The following is a 19,755-nucleotide window of genomic DNA, read 5'->3' on the forward strand; positions in this document are numbered from 1 at the left end:
AGATGAACCGAATAGTCCTTTTGCCTATGCGCGAATTGCTAAACCTCCCCACACACGTGGGGTCGACGAGGGGAGGAGCTTCCTCCCCTCACTTTTCACCCGCTTCATAAACGAGCCCCAGATCCGGATCGAGATAAAGCGACTGTTCACCCAGTTCACAGCGGCCCTCGGCCATGGGCATGGGGTGTAGATGCCGCAATAAAGGATGATCGGCGAATGCCACAGGCAGCTCGGTCTGCTTGCAATGCAGTACGAGCGCCTTGCGCGATACGCGCAGCTGTCGGGCATAGAGGCGGCGAGCAACATCGTCGGACGGTATTTGCGCCGGATCGATAACGATGCCGTTGACCGTCCACGCGCCGTCGATCACATCGATCGGCACCAGGCTCACCGACTCTGGCCCCAGCCGGGTCACATTACGCATGCCCTCTTCATCATCACCGCCATAGGGCTTGTTCTGGTAGGCCCGGGCTGGCTCATCCTCCGGGTCGAGCGATATATCGGTCGCTTGTTGACGCTTGCCCTTTTCGACGCCCAAACGAGCACCGTAGCACTCGATTTCGATGAAATCGCGGGTCTGTGCGTTAATCGAGGTCGGCAATTCTGGAAAGCTGTAGACATGCTGCACGAGCGTATCGATATCGGCTGGTAGCTGCAGCATTTGCAGCTCGCGTAGACAGGCCCACGTATGCCCCAGTACGTACGGGTCATACACATACTCCCAAGCGGTGGCCTTGAATGACGGCCAATGGTCGTAATGCAACCCTGCAATCCAGAAGCGTGCCTGCCTGTGCGCGGTCGGTCGCTCCCGCTTATGACGGTGCATGCGGCCGACTCGCTGCAAAAGCAGGTCGATAGGGGCGAGATCGCTCAGCATGAAATCGAAGTCCAGATCGAGCGACTGTTCCGCGACTTGGGTCGCAATCAACAACCCCTTTCGTGGTCGCGTCCCATCCTCGAGTTTTCCCGATTCGCCAAAAAGTGCGAGTACACGCTCTTCGATTTCCGAACGCTGGCCCGAAGGAAATCGTGCATGAAACAGGACTATTTCGATGCTGTTGGTGCTTGCGTACGACTCCAGTAAACGGAATAGTTGCTGAGCACGATCAACGGTATTGACGATCACCGCGCCACAACCATCCTCTTCGAGCAACGCGACCGCTTGGTGCTTGATCGCCTCCAACGACTCGTCGAGGCAATGCAGAGTAATGGGATCCTGCGGCCGACTTTCGAACGTCTCACAGCGAATCGAAGAGGCATCGATCTTCGTCAGGCGCGGGTAATCGGTTTCTGGCACTTCGTGTGGATCGGCGCCCCAGGCACGCACCAATTGATCACGCTTGTCTTTTGGCAGGGTAGCGCTCATAAGGACGACTGAGCTCCCCATGGCCTTGAGCCAACGCACAAGAGCCTCGATCAACACGCTGGTATAGGTGTCATAGGCATGCACTTCATCCAGCACGACCACTCGGTTTGCCAATCCCCACAGCCGCACGAAATGGTGTTTGGCATTGAGCACGCCGAGCAGTGCTTGATCGACTGTACCCACACCGTACGGCGCCAGCAATGGCCGACGCCGCTGGGAAAACCAGACCGAGGCCGAGATACTCTCTTGCTTATCGTGCGCGATACCGCGCAAATGTCGTAGCTGCTCGCTCATAGCCGCACCACCATGAACGAGTTTTACGGCCGTAGTGTCGTCAAAGGCGTGAAGAAACTTTTGGGTACGGTCGAAAAGCGCATTACCGGTCGCCTGTGTGGGCAAGGCGACATAGAGTCCGCGATGCGCGTTAGCAGCCTGCAAACGAAGATAAGCCAGGTAAGCCAACTCGGTTTTGCCCTCACCCATCGGCGCCTCGACGAGCAACAAGGTAGGCCCGCACGCGTCTTGAAGCAGCGCCTCACCGACTTGCTGCAACGGGCGCGGCGCCGTCGGCTCGCCGCGAATACGGCTAAGCAGGGTCTCCGTCGAGAAAGGCTTGGTCAAAATCTGGCGAAACCGTGGCCAACCGGCATTTACCAGTGCATCCACAGCGAGCGAGCGTGCATGATCGTAATACTCCTGCAGATCGTCACGGCGCTCGCCGAGCGCGAACCACTCCACGTTGGATGCAATCCAATCTGCGGTACTGGTCAAACCGGCCAGCCAATTCACCACTACAAGATCTAGATCATCATGGCTCGGACACCCTTGAGGATTCAGGGTCTGCCAGTACACATCGAGTATCTCGCGACGCGCTCGTGCCCACTCGGGAGGCTCGCCTAGAGGCCGCCCACGGCCTGTCTCGTCTGCGCGGAAATGACGACCATGATGGGCAGCTATCGCCTGCACGACCGCCAGCACCCACCCCCACGGTGCCTTTGTCAGCTCGCTGAGCGGCTCTGCTAGAAGGGCCGCAGTGGCCAATGAATGATTGCTACGCGCTTCTGATCGGTCCGGGAAAACGAGACCGGCAGCCTGAGCACGTGCATGGCCTAACGGCCACTTGAGTACGAAACCCGGGATGGCCTTGCCAAAATCGTGCAATCCGGCAATGGCGGCAATCCAACGAATAGCGCCTTCGCGCGGTAATCCAAGCGCGTGACTCGCCCAATCCAGGCTTTTTTGTGGCTCACGTTCGAGCAGGGTTTCCACCACTGCAGCCACGTCCAACATGTGCGCTACAAGATTATGCCCTGGCCCCTCAATAGCGCTTTTCGACCATAGGCTCCGCGCAGCTTTTGACAGACTGGAAAAACTATCTACCGACATGATCTGCCCATCCTAGTGCTATGCATCGGCTTATTTGACGCTCAAAGATGTCACCTTGCGGCGTTGCCATACCGTCGAGTGAAAGTTTCAGCACTTCTTGAAAGGCGCGGGAGAACTTGCCCAGGTCATGAAGCCCCAATAAAAAAACCATCAGCCGACGTAATGACTCAGGCTCAATATGCAACTGCACTGCCAGCTGCTGGGTCAAGGAGCGCTCATGCGCAAGCAGGTGCCAACCAACGGCCGCTACATCTCCCCGACAGCCATCTTAATTCATTAAAATTAGCAAACTAGCCAAAACCGACCATAGCGTGTCTGACAGTCGAAAGGAAGGTCCAAAACGACCGGTGGTTGAACGCATTGCGCCACCATAAAAAAACCCCGCGCTCTGTCGAGGGCGAGGTTTCCATTCAAAATGTGGTTTCAGCGTCGCTACCTTAATACGCCTTTCGCGTTGAGACAGCCTATTCGTTACGCATGGTTCAGCTTTTCCAACGCCGCCGAGGCAATGAACGCAGAACGACTTTTAATACCGTGGGTGGTCACGTATTTGTCGATTTGGCGGATGACGTGGCCTGGCAGCGTCACGTTCACCTTTTCGGTTTTGCCGAGGTAGGGCGTGATATCAATATCGATAATCCCCCAGCCGTACCCCTCGAAATCAGGGTTTTTACGATGCTCCGCAATGCTGCGAGGCATGGGAATGTCTTTATTCTCGTTGGCTAACTCTTCCAGCTGGATATGAGCTACTTCCACCGCCATTTCATAAGCGTGTTCGGTCGTGTCACCCGCTGTCACGGCCCCGGGAATGTCCGGAATGACGATACCGGTGGCGGTGTGCTCATCGCCCCATTCGATAGCAATCGGATATTGCATGATTTACCTCCTGAACGGCCGAGCTACCTGAGCCCCGCGAGCTTTCTGATGTTGTGAATGGTGCCCTTGGGCAAATCCTTTTTCGGATGAGGCACGGGCACACTGCCGGGCTTGGTAGGGTGCTTGAATACGTGATGGCTCCCACTAACACGGTCTAGATACCACCCATCGGCTTCCATCTCCTTGATGAGGTCCTTGCTTTTCACCCCTCCTCCTTTCTCTCTTTCGCCACCCAAAATATAACTCCAGGGTTATAAATATTCAAATACTCATACCCCCAGAAACACGTTGAACCATACATAAGCCTTGGATATGAATATTCAGTTAGCAAACGCTTCCAATGACTTGGTTCATCCCCGCGCCTGCTGGGAACGGATTTGGCATAGTTTGGTCAGTTTTATAGTCAACGGTTCATCCCCACGCCTGTGGGGAACGGGCCCCAGCCGATCACACTGGCGACCTAGAAAGCCGGTTCATCCCCACGCCTGTGGGGAACGGGTCGTCTATCAACTGCTGGATGACTGTCGCATCGGTTCATCCCCACGCCTGTGGGGAACGGCACTTTCGATGTGACCGCGCCCCTTTTGCCGACGGTTCATCCCCACGCCTGTGGGGAACGGATGGAAGTTCCAGTTGCCCTCATCGATAAAGGCGGTTCATCCCCACGCCTGTGGGGAACGGCCGATGAATTTTTAAATGATTATCGCCAAGACCGGTTCATCCCCACGCCTGTGGGGAACGGATCGGCCCGCCATATCGGCGCTAAGGACAGCGCGGTTCATCCCCACGCCTGTGGGGAACGGCCGTTGAACACGTTATTCAGGTGCTCGACGCCCGGTTCATCCCCACGCCTGTGGGGAACGGGTCTCGATGTAGAGGTTGGTGTACGTCTCTACCGGTTCATCCCCACGCCTGTGGGGAACGGGCTGGCTGACGGCAAGGCATCGCTAAGGATCACGGTTCATCCCCACGCCTGTGGGGAACGGCAGCGAAGAAAGTTCGTCCCTCTGCCCAACGACGGTTCATCCCCACGCCTGTGGGGAACGGCATTCATCAAGCCGTGTTGTTGGGCCATGCAACGGTTCATCCCCACGCCTGTGGGGAACGGTGCGGCGTCTCCTGTAGGTGGGGTTAGGAGGGCGGTTCATCCCCACGCCTGTGGGGAACGGATTACCCTCAGCGACCCCGGCAACCCGGACGGCGGTTCATCCCCACGCCTGTGGGGAACGGTGCGCGCTGTATTCGCCGACGCGTTTGGTGATCGGTTCATCCCCACGCCTGTGGGGAACGGCGATGGCTGGTCTCCTGGCACTGCTGAAAGTCCGGTTCATCCCCACGCCTGTGGGGAACGGACCGAAAGAATGGTGGACGGCCAGCTAAACAACGGTTCATCCCCACGCCTGTGGGGAACGGCTCTGCGACGGGTAACGAACCTGGGTCGAACGCGGTTCATCCCCACGCCTGTGGGGAACGGCTGCCCGCCATCATATCGGCGGCAACCGCTACCGGTTCATCCCCACGCCTGTGGGGAACGGCAAGACGCGGACATGGTGACGGTTGGCGAGCACGGTTCATCCCCACGCCTGTGGGGAACGGGCGGGCGTTAGCTCGTTGCACTGTTTGAGCAGCGGTTCATCCCCACGCCTGTGGGGAACGGCCGGCTGTCAGTGACAGGCTGGTGATTCTACGCGGTTCATCCCCACGCCTGTGGGGAACGGACGCCTGAGTAGCGAACCACGGCATAACCGCGCGGTTCATCCCCACGCCTGTGGGGAACGGATGAGCCTCACCCCGTTCCTGTGGATCATTGCCGGTTCATCCCCACGCCTGTGGGGAACGGTTACGACATGACTCCCATTGACGACGCTTTGCCGGTTCATCCCCACGCCTGTGGGGAACGGACTAATTGTAGATGACTGTTCTGCAAGATAAAAACAGGCAGCAGAATATCCACCAGCGGTTCAGGTCGATTTTTGATCAGAAGAGCATTATTAAAGAACAATAAAATCAGCAGGTTGCTAAAAACTATAAAAATCGCACCAAGCCTCGTTCGATGGTAGGAGTATGTATCGTTTTTAGACGAGCGACGCCTGCGCTTCCTCCACCATCTCGGTGGCCAGCTCACCTACCGTTCGCACGGCGGCTTCGATACTAGGCGTGAGCGTAAACGCGTAGTTCAGCCGCAGGCACTGGCGGAACTTGCCGGAGGCGGAGAACAGCGAGCCCGGTGCCACGTGGATGGCGTGCTGTGCCAGACGCTGATTGAGCTTCACGCAATCTATGGCGGCGGGTAACTCTACCCAGAGCAAAAAGCTGCCCTGGGGGTAGCTAATGCCCGTCCCTTCGGGAAAGGAGCGCTGCACCCAGCTGATCATGATGTCCCGCTGGCGCTGATATTGGCGGGCAGCGTAATGGATGTGGCGCTCGTAGTAGCCTTTGGCGACGAACTCCGCGATGGCCAACTGCGGCAGCGTCGCCGAGGCACCGGTGGAGACGTACTTCATATGCAGCGCCTGGTCGCGATAGCGCCCCGGTGCCAGCCAGCCGACTCTAAGCCCGGGGCCCACCGTTTTGGAGAAGCCGCTGCACAGCATCACGCGCCCGTCGTCGTCGAAGGATTTCACGGTGCGCGGCCTTGGCTGGCTAAAGGATAGGTCGCCGTAAATATCGTCTTCGATAATCGCCACATCGAAGCGCTGGGCAAGCTGAAACAGCGCGCGTTTACGCGCCTCCGGCATGGTGTAGCCCAACGGGTTGTTGTAAGTGGGCGTGACCTGTATCGCGCGGATCGGCCACTGCTCCAGCGCCAGCTCCAGGGCTTCCAGACTGATACCGGTTTGCGGGTCGGTGGGTATCTCCAGCGCTTTCAAGCCGTTGGCCTTGAGTATCTGCATAGTGCCATAAAAGCTGGGCGAATCCACGGCCACCACATCACCCGGCTGGGTGAGCGTGCGCAGCGCAATCGATAGCGCCTCCTGGCAGCCGGTGGTCACCATGATGTCGTCTGGGTGCAGCAAGCAGCCCGACGCAACCGCCAGCCGCGCCACCTGTTGACGAAGTTCAGGGCTACCGCTCAACTTGTCATAGTTGAACCCGTGCAGATCATTACGACGATGCAGGCCAGCCAGGATTTTAGACAGCGGTCGCAGCGTCTCATACTCAAAATTCGGTACGCCTCGCCCCAGTAACAGGCGCACATCATCACGCTGGGTCGCAACCAGCTCCAGCACTTGATCCCACTGGGAAACATCCAGCGGCCGTTGGGCAGGTCGTGAGACCGACGGCAGCACTGAAGGCACACGGCTGGGCAGCACGAAGTAGCCCGACTTGGGCCGCGACTCGATCAACGCCACATCCATCAGTTGCCGGTAGGCTTCCTGAGCCGTCGAAATACTGACCTCCATTTCCTGGCACACCGCTCGAATGGAGGGCAGGCGATCACCCACACGGTAGATGCCGTGCTCGATACGCTCGCGCAGAATAGCGGCCACTTCTTCATAGCGCGTCATGACACCCACTCCCTATAGCCCAACCCACCATACAGATGACACTTCCAGCTGCCATACAGAGGTATAGCACGACCATCTGTATCTTAAAAATAAAAAAACCTATATCTGTATCAAAGAATCGTCACCACATAATCTAATCCTACCGCCCGCTGTGATCTCTTCGGAGGATTTGCCATGCCACGCTTCAGTCTTAACCAGCTCCGCTGCCAACTACGTCTCCAACTGAATCAGTACCGCCACTACCGGCGTAGCCGCCGCCAGTTGCTCGCCCTGGATGACCGGCTACTCGACGATATTGGTATCACCCGCACTCAGGCAGCCAAAGAGGGGCATAAAGCATTCTGGAAACATACGCCCCTCAAGGAGACTCCCCATGAAAAGCGCTGACTACTACCTGCTGGACGTCTTTACCGAACAGCCGTTTACCGGTAATCCCCTCGCGGTGTTTATGGCGTCCGATGAGCTGGACACCTCCACCATGCAGGCCTTGGCCAATGAACTGAATCTGGCAGAAACGGTTTTTTTGAGTGCCGCCACGCAACCGAACCACTATCCAATGCGGATTTTCACGCCGACGAGAGAACTCCCGTTTGCAGGCCACCCGACAGTGGGTACCGCACACTTGCTGGCAGCATTGGAACTCGCCAACCCGACGCAACCGCTGGTACTTCATCCACCTATCGGGGAGCTGGCCATTACATCGACCAGCGGCAGAACGGAGTTCACAACGTCGCACGCCGTTATGCTGGCAGACAGCACGCTCGATCACCCCACTGCCGTGGCGCTGTTGGGATTGGATAGCCACCAAATAGTCGGCGACCCGATTATCGCGTCTTTCGGGCTGCCCTATCACTTGATCGAGCTATCGGATACCTCGGCCTTGGAGAGCGTCACTATTTCAGCCGCCCTCTGGGCCAGTACCGTGATGCCCAGCCGCGCGGCTCAAATCTACCTGTACGTTAGGGAGCCATCAGCAGGGCAAGCGACCGTGATTCGCAGCCGCATGTTCTGTATGCACGACAGCCTCTGCGAAGACCCCGCAACCGGCAGCGCTGCCGCAGCGTTAACCGGCTATCTAGCCTCCCTCCAGACCGAAGCGTTGCGCTGCGAGATACATCAAGGCATTGAAATGGGGCGGCCCAGCGTTATTTATACGGCGGCCAATGGTGATATGACGCCGGGGTTCGTGACGGTGGGAGGGCACGCCATCGTGGTGGGTAAGGGGACGCTTTACCTACCGTGAAGCCTTAAAAGCAAAAAGAGTGTCCACGATATCGCGGACACTCGCTCTTATCGCCATGCACTGCCTAGCGTCACGCCGCCTGGACCTCGATACGGCGCGCGCGGTGGCTCTCTTTCTTGGGAAGCGTCAACGTCAGCACGCCGTTGACGATAGTGGCCGTAATGGCCTCACTATCTACCTCCCGGCTCAGGTTGAAGCGCCGCGCGAAGCGTTGACCGCGCACTTCGGCATGCAAAGCGCTGAGTCCTTCCGGCATATTCAGCGCTATCTCCCCTTCCAGACTCAACACTTGGTCATCGACCTCTACCTTGAGCGTCTCCGGTGTCACACCGGGCATATCGGCCACTAGCTTGAGCGCGTTAGCCTCTTCGATAATATCCACCGCCGGTAGAAGCGCCTCCTTATAGTGCCGATTCTGGCCGTTCTGCTCCTGCTGCAGCGGGGAGTGATGGGAGTGGGATGAACGGACGATGTCATTCATGATTCGACCCTCCAAAACCTGGTTAAACGCATGATTTACGCCGCTTGAACATCAATACGCCGTGGCTTGAGTTCTTCGCGCTTGGGTAGCACGATCTCGAATACCCCATAGGCATGACGCGCCTCTGACCGCTCGACGTCGATTCCCTCGGGTAAGGCGATCGATCTAACGAATTCCCCGCTGGCGCGCTCACGGCGCAGAACCTGACGCGACTCACCCTCCTCATGTTGGCCCGACACGGCGTCTCGTTGACCACGCAGTGTCAGCACATTGTCCTGAACATCGATGATTAGATCCGAAGGGGCCAACCCTGCGGCAAACACGTAGACCCTAACGGCCTCGTCGCTGCGGGCGATATTGATCATGGGAAAGCTACCCCGCGGCACCGCGCGAATATCCATGGTATTGCGATCAGGAAAGAAGCCATCCAGCAACTGGTTGAGCCAGTCATACTGCTCAGACGAGCCCGTTTCAAAACGCTTGAGATCATCGAACATGTCGAATACCTCCTACGTAAAGCAGACTGTGAGACTTGCGATGAGAGGCGGCCCCTTTTTCACTCCACCGAAGCAGCCTCTACGGTACGAAAAATAGGAGCGTTCGTTCGTTTTTCAAGCGTCTGATGGCCATTTTTTTGGCGCGTTCTAAATCGCCTAACCGATGTTTATGTGTTGAGCTCAGTGTGCTGACCGTCACCGATTTAGAGGCGTATGACTGCTTCTGCGACCGCGTACTCTATGGCGATGACAACCTGCGCAAGTTCCGCACGCTACTCTCGCGTAAGCGGCATAAGTTCGATCTATCGGTGCCCATGGAGAGCTTGCTTGCGACATAGCACGATTCATGCGACTGGCGCGATAGGATAGGTGCGCCAACCGGTGGGCGGCGCTTGGCCCTGCCAGTGGGCCAACACCGCTTGGCTGGCCGGGAATAGCGGCGCGGGCAGCGCGCTGGGATGGAACCAGCGCCACTCCCTGAACACCTCAGGCTCGAGCAGCCAGGCCTCGGCCTCTTGTTTCACGTGGGCGATGACGGCTCCGGTCACCATGGAGGCGGCGCTATCGAGGTTCTGAGTGATCGCCAGCAAGGCCAAACCGTGCAGCTCGGTAATGCCCGTTTCTTCCGCGACTTCGCGAGCAGCCGACGTCTCAAAGGACTCTCCCGCATCGACATGGCCGCCGGGCAAACACCAGCACGGCGTTTCCCCCGGTTTATCGCGATACCCAAGCAGCACGCTTCCATCCGAGCGGATGACTATCGCCCCCACGCCGATGATAGGTCGGGCGGTATCGTTCATCGCTCCCCCTTTTGCAGATCGGTTAGCACACGCCGATACCCTAAGCCGTCAGCCCAATGCCTCTTAAAATCACCGACGTCACCGACTGCACGGCCTTTTCGAACTGCAGGTCGTCCAGCGGTTTGTCGTCGTTGAGCAGTGAGATTTGATAGTCGAAGTCGGCGTAGTGCTGGGTGGAGGCCCAGATCATGTAAAGCAGGTAGGAGGGCTCGACGGGATCGATTTGGCCGGCTTCGATCCACTCGCGAATTTTCGACTCTTTCAGTTTGGTCCATTCATAGAGGTGATCGCGCAGGCGCTCTTTGAGAATCGGCGCGCCCTGCATCACTTCGGCCGCCCAGATCTTGGAGCCGTGGGCGCGGTAGCGGGAGTGATTCATCTTGGCGCGAATGTAGGTCGAGAGCACCACGCGGGGGTCGTCGTACAGCTCGAAGCAGAGTGCGTCCTGCTTCCACACCGCTAACAGCGCCAGCAGCACCTCTTGATAGAGCGCCTTCTTGGTCGCGAAATAGTAGTGCACGTTGGACTTTGGCAGGTCGGCCAACTGAGCGATCTCTCCCATGGAGGCTCCGGCATAGCCTTTCTCGGCAAACAGCTGCTCCGCCGCTTGAAGGATCTTCTTGACGTTCGTTTGCCGAATTTCGTCCTGTGTTCTCGCCACGCTAATATCCCTTTGCCGCTCTGACCGCTAATCACACGCATCAAAACATACATCACCGCCCCACAAAGACGCAGGCGGTGGTGCAGTGAAGATGGCGCAGTTAGCGCATTGCGTCAACGCTGGGTGGTGGGAAACGAGAACTCCGCCCGGGTGGCTTCGCTGACGGAGGGCCAACGCTGGGAAACCGCTTTACGGCGCGTGTAGAAGCGCACCGAGTCTGGGCCGTAGGCGTGAAGGTCGCCAAACAGCGAGCGCTTCCAGCCACCAAAACTGTGGTAAGCCACCGGCACGGGCAGCGGTACGTTCACCCCCACCATGCCCACTTCGATACCGTCGGTGAAGCGGCGGGCGGCTTCGCCATCGCGGGTGAACAGGCAGGTGCCGTTGCCGTATTCGTGGTCGTTGATCAGCTGCATGGCATCGTCCAGGCTGCCGACCCGTACCACGCAAAGTACCGGCCCGAAGATCTCTTCCTGGTAAATGCGCATCTCCGCAGTGACGTGATCGAACAGGCAGCCACCGACGAAATAGCCCTCCTCATGGCCAGCCACGCTCAGGCCGCGCCCATCCGCCACGAGCGAAGCGCCAGCGTTAACGCCGTCTTCGATAAACCCAAGCACTTTATCGCGATGTTCAGCGGTGACCAGCGGGCCCATGTCCAGGCCTTTATCGGTACCGGGGCCCACCTTCAACTGGGCGATTTTGGGCAGCAAGGTGTCCACTAACCGGTCGGCGGTTTCATCGCCCACACACACCGCCACCGAGATCGCCATGCAGCGCTCACCGCAGCTACCGTAGGCGGCACCCATCAGGGTGTTGGCGGCGTTTTCCAGGTCGGCATCCGGCAGTATCACCGCGTGGTTCTTCGCCCCGCCCAGGGCCTGAACGCGCTTGCCCGCCGCCGAACCACGGGAGTAGATCGCTTCCGCCACGGGCGTGGAACCCACAAACGAAATGGCTTTCACGGCTTTGGCATCCAAGAGAGTTTCCACCGCTTCGCGACCGCCGTGAATCACGTTCATCACGCCTTTGGGCAGCCCCGCCTCTTGCAGCAGTTCAGCCACGGCCATGGCCGCCGACGGGTCCTTTTCGGAGGGCTTGAGGATAAAGGTGTTACCGCAGGCAATCGCCATCGGGTACATCCACAGCGGCACCATGGCAGGGAAGTTGAACGGGGTAATGCCCGCGACCACGCCCAACGGCTGGAAGTTGGACCACGCATCGATGCCCGGCCCCACGTTGTGGGAGTACTCGCCTTTTAACAGCTCCGGCACGCCGCAGGCGTATTCGACGTTCTCGATGCCGCGCTTCAGCTCGCCCATCGCGTCTTCCACCGTTTTGCCATGCTCTTCGCTGACCAGTTGCACGAGGCGGTCCGCGTGCTCTTCCAGCAGCTGCTTGAAGCGGTACATGACCTGGGCACGCTTGGCGGGCGGCGTATCGCGCCAGGCGGGAAACGCCGCCTGAGCCGCAGCAATCGCCCGCTCCACATCCGCTGCGCTGGCATCCGCCACGTGGCGAATCACTTTTCCGGTAGAAGGGTTGGTGACCTCCAGCGTGCGCTGGCTTTCCACCAGCTCACCATTTATCAGGTGGGAAACAACACTCATCATGAAACTCCAAAACAGGGTGGGCCAGGGTTACGCCAGTGAATCCAGGGTCGTCGCGACGGCATCGAACAAACGCTCGAGCTCGGCTTCCGTGGTGCCGAAGGGAGGGCCGAACTGCAGGGTGTCGCCGCCGTAGCGCACGTAGAAGCCCGCTTCCCACAGCGCCATATGCGCATCGCGGGGGCGAATGGTGGGGTCGCCGTTGCGCGGCGCTAGCTGCAGGGCACCGGCCAAGCCGTAGTTGCGAATATCGACAATATGATTGTGGCCTTTTAGGGCGTGCAGCTTCTGCTCGAACGCGGGAGCGATGGCGCTCACCTGGGCGGGGAAGTTTTCGCGCTCCATCATCTCCAGCGCCGCCAGCCCCGCCGCGCAGGCCACGGGGTGGGCACTGTAGGTGTAGCCGTGGGGGAATTCAATGGCGTGCTGGGCACCGCCTGCGTGCATGAATGTATCGAAAATCTCGCCTGAGGCGATCACCGCCCCCATCGGCACCGCCCCATTGGTGATCTGCTTGGCCACGTTCATGATATCCGGCGTGACGCCAAACGCTTCGGCACCGGTGTTGGCCCCACTGCGGCCAAAGGCGGTAATGACTTCATCGAAAATCAGCAGAATATCGTGGGCGGTGCAGATCTCCCGCAGCCGATCCAGATAGCCTTTTGGCGGCACGATCACCCCCGCCGAGCCCGACATCGGCTCCACAATGACCGCCGCGATGGTAGAGGCATCGTGCAGGGCGATTTGATCCAGCAGCGCATCGGCCAGCTCAGCGCCGGTGTCTGCTTGGCCACGGGTGTACGCATGGCCCGCCTGTAAGGTGTGAGGCAGGTGCGTCACATCCATCAACTGGCCGTAGTGTTTACGGTTGCCGCCAATGCCGCCCAGGCTGGTGCCGCCGATGTTCACCCCGTGATAGCCCTTGGCGCGGCCGATCATGCGGGTTTTTTCCGGCTTACCTTTTAACCGCCAATACGCCTTGGCCATCTTGACCGACGTATCGGCGGCTTCTGAACCGGAGTTGGTGAAAAACACGTGATCCAGCCCGGCTGGCGTTAAGCTGGCGACCTTTTCCGCCAGCTTGAATGCCAACGGGTGGGCAATCTGAAAACCGGGGGCAAAATCCAGCGTACCTAGCTGCGCCGCCACGGCTTTCTGAATCTCTTCACGGTTATGGCCTGCCCCGCAGGTCCATAGGCCAGAAAGCGAATCGAACAGTTTGCGCCCCTGGTCATCGATGTAATAACGCCCTTCCGCCCCGGCTATCATGCGCGGGTTGGCGCGGAAATCGCGGTTCGCGCTGAACGGCATCCAGAAGTGCTGGTTGAGGGCGGTGCCTGATACAGGCTGCTCAGCCATTTTTTCCGCTGACTGTGCGGTTGTTTTACTTTTTAAACCAAACATAGTGTCTAGCTCCGTCGCTTTGAGACATGCCCTCAGCATGCGCCACCCACTACGTTTATAAAATCATGCTTTTCTTTCGCTCACGTTAGGAAACTCATACGTAATAGAGCATCAAACAGCGCCTACCCATCTTGACGGGACGATTCAAAGCGCCTAATTCTTATATTTATACGAATAAATACAACAAATCAGTGGAACACGCCTCAGTCGCACTCACTTAGCGAATGCGCTCACTAGCGCTGTCGCTGGCTGCGTGCACTGCCATCAATGCTCACAATTTCAATATAAACAAAGGGCTACCTTGCTATGAAATACTTGACTCCCTTAAAGCTGTCTATATATGGCGGCATGCTCTTCAGCTTTATCATGCTGGAAAGCCCCCTCATTATGCTGGCTAACCGTATAGAGCCCATGGTGATTGGCCTCCCCTTTCTGCTGGTGTGGAACTTGTTCTGGTGGTTCGTATTAACGGCGCTGTTTTTGGTGGCTTATTTCACCAACTGGGGCAGCCCCGAGCCTTCCACTATCCACGCCACCCAACAGCGGTAAATGAAGGGGTATATCATGACCGGAAGCTTAATCATCATTGCAGCGTTTATGATCATTCCCTTGATGGTGGGGGTTTTATCCGCTCGTCAATCACAAGAAACCAGCGAGGATTTTTTCGTTCAGGGCCGTGCCATGGGCAGTATCGCGGTCTTCTTCACCGTCGCGGCCACCTGGTGGAGCGCGTTTGCGTTCCTCGGCTCTAATGCCACCTTTTATACCAACGGGCCGGTATTTCTGACGGCGTTAGCCTGGAACCTCCTGTTTGGCTTCATGTATTACTGGATAGGCAAACGGGTGTGGTTTTTAGGCAAACGTTTCAATTACTTGACACCTTCAGACTTGATCGGTGATTTTTATAACAGCGAAGCGCTACGTATCACCGTGGCGGCGATTACGCTGATTTTTACCGTGCCTTATCTGCAGATCCAGCTTACCGGCGGCGCCTATTTAATCGAAGTCGCCTCCGGCGGGCTGATTCCTTTCTGGCTAGCGGCCCTGCTTTTCTACTTCATCATCATTATCTACGTGTGGATTGGCGGCATTCGCGCCATTGCCTGGACCGACGTCATTTATGGCGCGCTGTTGTTCTTCGGCATGCTGTATGCCGGTTACTACATTTCCACCCAGGTAGGGGGCCCCACGGCGCTATTTAGTCAGCTGCAGCAAAGCTCTCCTGATCATCTCACCATGCCTGGGCCGAACGGCACGATGGGCTACCCCATGTGGTTCTCGCTGTTTGCCATTACCGCCATCGGTGCCTTTATGGGCCCGCAAATCTGGCTGCGCATGTACTCGGTCAAACACGGCAAACTGTTTAACCTAATGCCGTTTTTGTTGGGGTTGGCGGCCTTTGCCTATGTAGGCTCGGTGCTATCTGGCTATTCAGGCGTGCTGCTCGAACCCAACGTAGAAAACCCTGACCAGATACTGCCCATCATGCTGATGGAGTATGCGCCTTACCTGCTCGCCTCGTTGATCATGGCAGCCGGCGCCTCAGCCGCCATGTCTACCGCTAACTCGCAGATCCACGCGGTGTCTACCGTGGTGACGATGGATATCTACAAACGCTATATCGACCGCGATGCCAGCCAAGCGCGTATCGTGTATATCGGTCGTTTATCGCTAGTGGGTTTCTCATTGGCCGCTTATATCATGGCGCTCACCGTACCGGGCGTACTGGTCACGATTGGTATTGCAGCACTGGCGGGCACGGCCCAGTTGATCATCCCCACCATCGGTGCCATCACCTGGAAAAAGGCCCATCCCACTGCCGCACTGGTAGGCTTGTGGGCGGGGGTGGCGTGTGTCCTGCTCATGACCTTTGGCCCGCTAAGCGCCCCCTTGGGCTACCACGCCGGGGTCTGGGGCTTGCTGCTGAATGCAGCGCTGTTCGTGGGGCTCAGTCATGTGCTGAACCGCCGCGATACCGCCGTCGTGGAACGCTTTACCCAGGCACGCCATGACTACGATGCCGAGTACCACCCAGAGCGCTTGCCCGCCTATACACAAGAAATCACCAGTAGCGCTAACCAACAATAAGGAGTGGGTTGATGACTCAAGCCCCTGTTTCGACCTCGCCGCGCAGACCCAAGCTTGCCGAGCTGATTAGCGACGACATCAAGCGCTGGATAGCCGCAGAGTCACTGGGAGAAGGTGACCGGCTGCCCAACGAAAAGGCGCTGATGGAGCTTTACGGTAGCGCCAAGGGCACCGTGCGCGAAGCGCTCAAAATCCTAGAGGTTGAGGGGCTCATCACGTTAAAAACCGGGCCAAAAGGAGGCGCGGTCATCAATCAGCCCAGCATGGAGCCCGCCAGCCGCATGCTGCGTAACTTCCTGCATTTCCAGCAACTGGATGGTAAGCAGGTGTACCAGTTACGCAAACTGCTGGAAGTAGAACTGGCGGCCTCCGTGGTGGGTAAGCTCAGCGAGCAGGACTTCCAACAGCTGGAAGCCAATATGTCGGCCTGCGCCTGCTGTGCGAGTCATGAAGAGGATCACCGACACCAGCGTTTTCTAGAGCTGGAGTTTCACCAGCTGCTGGCCCGTGCCTGCCCGAATCCATTGCTCGCATTCATGTGCCAGTTCTTGAACGACATGCTGCGCGATTTGGTGGTGATCAAAAAAGCCTACGTCCCGGAGCGAAAGCAATTCGACCACGCCAACCAGGATTACCACCGCCAGCTAGTGGATGCCTACCGCGCTGAAGATGCCCCGCGTGTGCGACAGATCATGGCCGAGCACATGGCCGATGCGGAACATCACATGAGTGCGCTGGAAGCTGAAATGGCGATACAGATGCTGGTCAGCAACGACTCACCCACTCATCAGAATCACCGTTCCAAGCTACACGACTTACTAACGGACAACACATCCGTTTAACTTTGCGAGGAGAGTGAAATGAATACCTACGTTACCCCCATCAAAGAGTCCGACCTACTTACTGACGGCGACCGCCTTTGGGCGTCGCTCATGGAGATGGCCAAACTAGGGGCCACGCCCAAGGGCGGCGTGAACCGTCAGGCGTTGACCGATCTAGACCGCCAGGGCCGCGACCTTTTCATTCGGTGGTGCCGTGCCGAGGGCTGCACGATTCGCATTGATAATATCGGCAACATTTTTGCCCGCCGGGAAGGCAGCGACCCCAGTGCCAAAACCGTCATGGCGGGCAGCCACTTGGATACCCAACCCACCGGCGGTAAATACGATGGCTGTTTCGGCGTCATGTCGGGTCTTGAAGTCATTCGCACCCTGAACCAGCACAACATCACCACGCAATCGCCGATCGAAGTGGTCGCGTGGACGAACGAAGAAGGCTGTCGATTTCCCCCCTGTATGATGGGCTCCGGCGTATTCAGCGGCGAGCTGGCGTTCGATGCCATGATGGCGCGCACCGACGCCGATGGTGTCACGGTCAGCGATGCCTTAGACGCAATTCATTATCGCGGTAGTGATGAGGTCTCCCCCGACGAGATCAAAGCCTATTTCGAGCCACACATCGAGCAAGGCCCCATTCTCGAAGATACCGACACCACCATTGGCGTTGTCATCGGTGGGCTTGGGCAGAAGTGGTTCGACTTGACCCTCACAGGGCTTGAAGCTCATGCAGGACCGACGCCGATGAATCTTCGTCGGGATGCCATGATGGGGGCCGCAGAAGTCACTCAAGCACTCAACCGGATTGCCCATGAGCACCAACCCCACGGGCGCGGCACGGTAGGCTGTATGACGCTACACCCAGGTTCGCGCAATGTCATTCCCGGCCAAGTCAAAATGACGTTGGATATGCGCCACTGGAAACCCGACGCCCTGATCGCCATGAGCCAAGCGGTGACGACCGCCGTTGAAGACATTTGCCAACGCCACGGGCTGGAATACGAGCTCACACCCACTGCAGATTTTGCGCCTGAGCATTTCGATCAAACGTGCGTGGATAGCGTCCGACAAGCCGCTGAAAAACTTCAGCTGTCACACATGGATATCATCAGCGGAGCCGGGCACGATGCGATGTTCGTTGGCCGCGTAGCACCCGCCGCCATGATCTTCATTCCCTGCAAAGATGGCATCAGCCATAACGAGATCGAAAGCGCTACCCCGGAACATGTACACGCAGGCTGTAACGTTCTACTGCATGCCATGCTCGATGCGGCGGGTGTGAAGAGTGGGGAGTAACCATGGCGGATACCTTTGAAACCTTGACGGCAACCGATGCATTGGCGCGTTTCAGCGAGGGCTCGCTCTCGCCGGAAACGCTGGTGGAGGACTGCTTAACGCGTATTGAGCGAGATAACCCCAAGGTGAATGCCTTCACCTGTATTAACGGGGAGGAGGCACGCCGTTTAGCGGCAGAATCTGCTCGACGCTGGCAAGCAGGCACCCCCTGCGGTCCGCTAGACGGCATCCCAGTGACGATCAAAGATTTAACCCTAACCAAGGGCCTACCTACACGGCTGGGTTCCACCACCACGGCTCCGGATGGCCCTTGGGAAGTAGATGCGCCCATTAGCCGTCACCTGCGCAATGCCGGGGCCATTGTGGTCGGCAAAACCACCTCACCCGAGTTTGGCTGGAAAGGCGTCACCGATAACCCGCTGCACGGCATTACCCGCAACCCATGGAACACGGAACTAACGCCGGGAGGGTCATCCGGCGGCGCGGGAGCGGCCGCGGCGCTCAACCTGGGCCTGCTTCATCAAGGCAGCGACGCGGGCGGCTCCATTCGTATTCCGTGCAGCTTTACCGGCACCTTTGGCATTAAACCCACGTTCGGCTGGGTGCCTCAGTGGCCTGCCAGCACCATGAGTACGCTGTCTCATTTAGGGCCCATGACGCGCACTGCACGTGATAGCGCCCTCATGCTCAGCGTCATGGCACAGCCCGATGCTCGGGATGGTTACTCAGGCAATCCCAGAGGGCCAGATTGGCTCACGCCGCCACCGGCTAGCCTAAAGGGCTGGCGCATCGCCTTTAGTGCTGACCTTGGCTATGTAGACGTAGCGCCGGATATTGCCCAGCGAGTCGAGGAATCCATCGCTTATTTAGAAGCATTGGGGGCCACCGTAGAACGTATAGACCCAGGCTTTAGCGATCCGCTTAAAACGTTTAATACGCTCTGGTTTGCGGGGGCCACGCAGGCACTCGAAAAACTGAACGAACAGCAACAGGCAGCGCTCGACCCTGGCTTTCTGGAGATTGCACGACGCGGGCAAGACGTATCGCTTTCCGCCTACCTCGCCGCCCGGCGTGAGCGCAGCGAATTGACCGCCCATATGGCCGCCTTTCACGAACGCTATGACTTGCTAGTAACGCCTACGATGCCCATTGCGCCCTTTGCGGCGGGCCACAACGTACCACCGGGCAAGAACTATCGAGATTGGATGGACTGGACGCCGTTCAGCTACCCCTTCAACCTGACCCAACAGCCCGCGGCTTCCCTTCCCTGCGGGCTAGACAACCAGGGGCTGCCGGTAGGTTTGCACTTAGTGGCGGGTAAATATCAAGACCTCAAGGTACTGCATGCGGCCCAGTTACTTGAACGCTATTTGCCGCCGTTGACGCCGCCTACAACACCACCTCAAACCCCTCAAACTTAGGCGGGCCAAGGTAGATGCCTTCTGGCGCTTTGGCGTTGGCGTGGGCCTTGCGGAAGGCGTCTGACTTCGTCCAGGCACGGAAGGCCTCTTCGGATTCCCACACGCTGTGGGAAATAAACACGGTGTGGTCTTCCTGGCTTTCGCCCTGCAGCATGTGAAACTGCTTGAAGCCCGGCACTTCGTTCAGGTGGGAATCGCGGTTGCGCCATACCTCCAGAAAATCCTCTTCGCGGCCTGGGGCAATCCGGAAACGGTTCATGGCGATATACATGGTGATTCTC

The 19,755-nt window shown here is 58.0% G+C and carries 19 protein-coding genes, 1 pseudogene and 1 CRISPR repeat array; of the genes and pseudogenes, 8 read left to right on the forward strand and 12 right to left on the reverse strand.

The window, feature by feature from the left end:
* Positions 1-88 precede the first annotated feature (88 nt).
* From cas3 to MHM85_RS08310, 5 genes and pseudogenes are all read right to left on the reverse strand, one after another.
* Positions 89-2,752 carry a CRISPR-associated helicase Cas3' gene (gene cas3 / locus MHM85_RS08290; RefSeq protein WP_219861999.1) on the reverse strand — a complete coding sequence of 888 codons (2,664 nt, stop codon included), beginning with the start codon at positions 2,750-2,752 and terminating at the stop codon, positions 89-91.
* Positions 2,739-2,993 (reverse strand): annotated as a pseudogene (locus tag MHM85_RS08295) (HD domain-containing protein); the annotation flags it as partial. The gene cas3 and the pseudogene MHM85_RS08295, both read right to left, overlap by 14 nt.
* A 230-nt stretch (positions 2,994-3,223) precedes the next feature.
* Complete coding sequence (locus MHM85_RS08300; protein ID WP_219862001.1) at positions 3,224-3,628, reverse strand: type II toxin-antitoxin system HicB family antitoxin; 405 nt, start codon at positions 3,626-3,628, stop codon at positions 3,224-3,226.
* Positions 3,629-3,651: 23 nt separating this feature from the next.
* Complete coding sequence (locus tag MHM85_RS08305; RefSeq protein ID WP_219862002.1) at positions 3,652-3,834, reverse strand: type II toxin-antitoxin system HicA family toxin; 183 nt, start codon at positions 3,832-3,834, stop codon at positions 3,652-3,654.
* A gap of 140 nt (positions 3,835-3,974) precedes the next feature.
* A CRISPR array of direct repeats spans positions 3,975-5,529; the repeat unit is 29 nt; unit sequence CGGTTCATCCCCACGCCTGTGGGGAACGG.
* Between the two features lie 174 nt (positions 5,530-5,703).
* Positions 5,704-7,137 carry a PLP-dependent aminotransferase family protein gene (locus MHM85_RS08310; RefSeq protein WP_219862005.1) on the reverse strand — a complete coding sequence of 478 codons (1,434 nt, stop codon included), beginning with the start codon at positions 7,135-7,137 and terminating at the stop codon, positions 5,704-5,706.
* Positions 7,138-7,311: 174 nt separating this feature from the next.
* On the opposite strand from MHM85_RS08310, the gene MHM85_RS08315 reads away from it, so the two are divergent.
* Positions 7,312-7,524: a DUF1127 domain-containing protein gene (locus MHM85_RS08315; RefSeq protein WP_219862007.1), complete on the forward strand. Its 213-nt coding sequence runs from the start codon at positions 7,312-7,314 to the stop codon at positions 7,522-7,524.
* Positions 7,511-8,380, forward strand: coding sequence for a PhzF family phenazine biosynthesis protein (locus tag MHM85_RS08320; protein WP_219862009.1), 870 nt, complete (start codon positions 7,511-7,513; stop codon positions 8,378-8,380). Before MHM85_RS08315 ends, MHM85_RS08320 begins: the two co-directional genes overlap by 14 nt.
* Positions 8,381-8,450: 70 nt before the next feature.
* Here MHM85_RS08320 and MHM85_RS08325 read toward each other — a convergent pair whose 3' ends face one another.
* Positions 8,451-8,861 (reverse strand): Hsp20/alpha crystallin family protein, encoded by a 411-nt coding sequence (locus MHM85_RS08325; protein WP_239285695.1) that lies wholly within the window; start codon positions 8,859-8,861, stop codon positions 8,451-8,453.
* A gap of 35 nt (positions 8,862-8,896) precedes the next feature.
* Complete coding sequence (locus MHM85_RS08330; protein ID WP_239285697.1) at positions 8,897-9,358, reverse strand: Hsp20/alpha crystallin family protein; 462 nt, start codon at positions 9,356-9,358, stop codon at positions 8,897-8,899.
* A gap of 185 nt (positions 9,359-9,543) precedes the next feature.
* Between MHM85_RS08330 and MHM85_RS08335 the strand changes: the two genes are divergently transcribed.
* Complete coding sequence (locus tag MHM85_RS08335) at positions 9,544-9,696, forward strand: hypothetical protein (protein WP_239285699.1); 153 nt, start codon at positions 9,544-9,546, stop codon at positions 9,694-9,696.
* Positions 9,697-9,702: 6 nt separating this feature from the next.
* On the opposite strand, the gene MHM85_RS08340 is transcribed toward MHM85_RS08335, so the two are convergent.
* The 4 genes from MHM85_RS08340 to MHM85_RS08355 all read right to left on the reverse strand — a co-directional run bounded on the left by MHM85_RS08340 (position 9,703) and on the right by MHM85_RS08355 (position 13,788).
* Entirely contained in the window at positions 9,703-10,158 is a 456-nt protein-coding gene (locus MHM85_RS08340) for an NUDIX domain-containing protein (RefSeq protein WP_239285702.1), read from the reverse strand.
* A gap of 40 nt (positions 10,159-10,198) precedes the next feature.
* Entirely contained in the window at positions 10,199-10,819 is a 621-nt protein-coding gene (locus MHM85_RS08345; RefSeq protein ID WP_219862016.1) for a TetR/AcrR family transcriptional regulator, read from the reverse strand.
* A gap of 113 nt (positions 10,820-10,932) precedes the next feature.
* On the reverse strand, positions 10,933-12,429 hold the full coding sequence (locus MHM85_RS08350) for a CoA-acylating methylmalonate-semialdehyde dehydrogenase (protein ID WP_219863951.1): 1,497 nt from the start codon (positions 12,427-12,429) through the stop codon (positions 10,933-10,935).
* 30 nt (positions 12,430-12,459) lie between these two features.
* Positions 12,460-13,788, reverse strand: coding sequence for an aspartate aminotransferase family protein (locus MHM85_RS08355; RefSeq protein ID WP_239285704.1), 1,329 nt, complete (start codon positions 13,786-13,788; stop codon positions 12,460-12,462).
* A gap of 351 nt (positions 13,789-14,139) precedes the next feature.
* Between MHM85_RS08355 and MHM85_RS08360 the strand changes: the two genes are divergently transcribed.
* Genes MHM85_RS08360 through MHM85_RS08380 form a run of 5 tightly spaced genes read left to right on the forward strand, consistent with a single transcriptional unit; the run spans position 14,140 to position 19,474 of the window.
* Positions 14,140-14,382, forward strand: coding sequence for a hypothetical protein (locus MHM85_RS08360; RefSeq protein WP_239285706.1), 243 nt, complete (start codon positions 14,140-14,142; stop codon positions 14,380-14,382).
* A gap of 15 nt (positions 14,383-14,397) precedes the next feature.
* Positions 14,398-15,921, forward strand: a complete 1,524-nt coding sequence (locus tag MHM85_RS08365; RefSeq protein WP_239285708.1) for a sodium:solute symporter family protein — start codon at positions 14,398-14,400, stop codon at positions 15,919-15,921.
* An 11-nt stretch (positions 15,922-15,932) separates the two neighbouring features.
* A complete protein-coding gene (locus tag MHM85_RS08370) occupies positions 15,933-16,763 on the forward strand; it encodes an FCD domain-containing protein (protein WP_219862022.1) in 831 nt (276 codons plus the stop codon).
* 18 nt (positions 16,764-16,781) lie between these two features.
* A complete protein-coding gene (locus tag MHM85_RS08375) occupies positions 16,782-18,053 on the forward strand; it encodes a Zn-dependent hydrolase (protein ID WP_219862024.1) in 1,272 nt (423 codons plus the stop codon).
* A 2-nt stretch (positions 18,054-18,055) separates the two neighbouring features.
* The gene (locus MHM85_RS08380; protein WP_219862026.1) at positions 18,056-19,474 is read left to right on the forward strand and encodes an amidase; all 1,419 of its coding nucleotides are present in this window, start codon (positions 18,056-18,058) and stop codon (positions 19,472-19,474) included.
* On the opposite strand, the gene MHM85_RS08385 is transcribed toward MHM85_RS08380, so the two are convergent.
* The gene (locus tag MHM85_RS08385) at positions 19,443-19,745 is read right to left on the reverse strand and encodes an antibiotic biosynthesis monooxygenase (protein ID WP_219862028.1); all 303 of its coding nucleotides are present in this window, start codon (positions 19,743-19,745) and stop codon (positions 19,443-19,445) included. The two genes, MHM85_RS08380 and MHM85_RS08385, sit on opposite strands and share 32 nt — an antisense overlap.
* Between the last annotated feature and the right edge of the window lie 10 nt (positions 19,746-19,755).

Source organism: Halomonas sp. McD50-4 (genome assembly GCF_022348135.1).
Classification (GTDB): Bacteria; Pseudomonadota; Gammaproteobacteria; order Pseudomonadales; family Halomonadaceae; genus Vreelandella; species Vreelandella piezotolerans.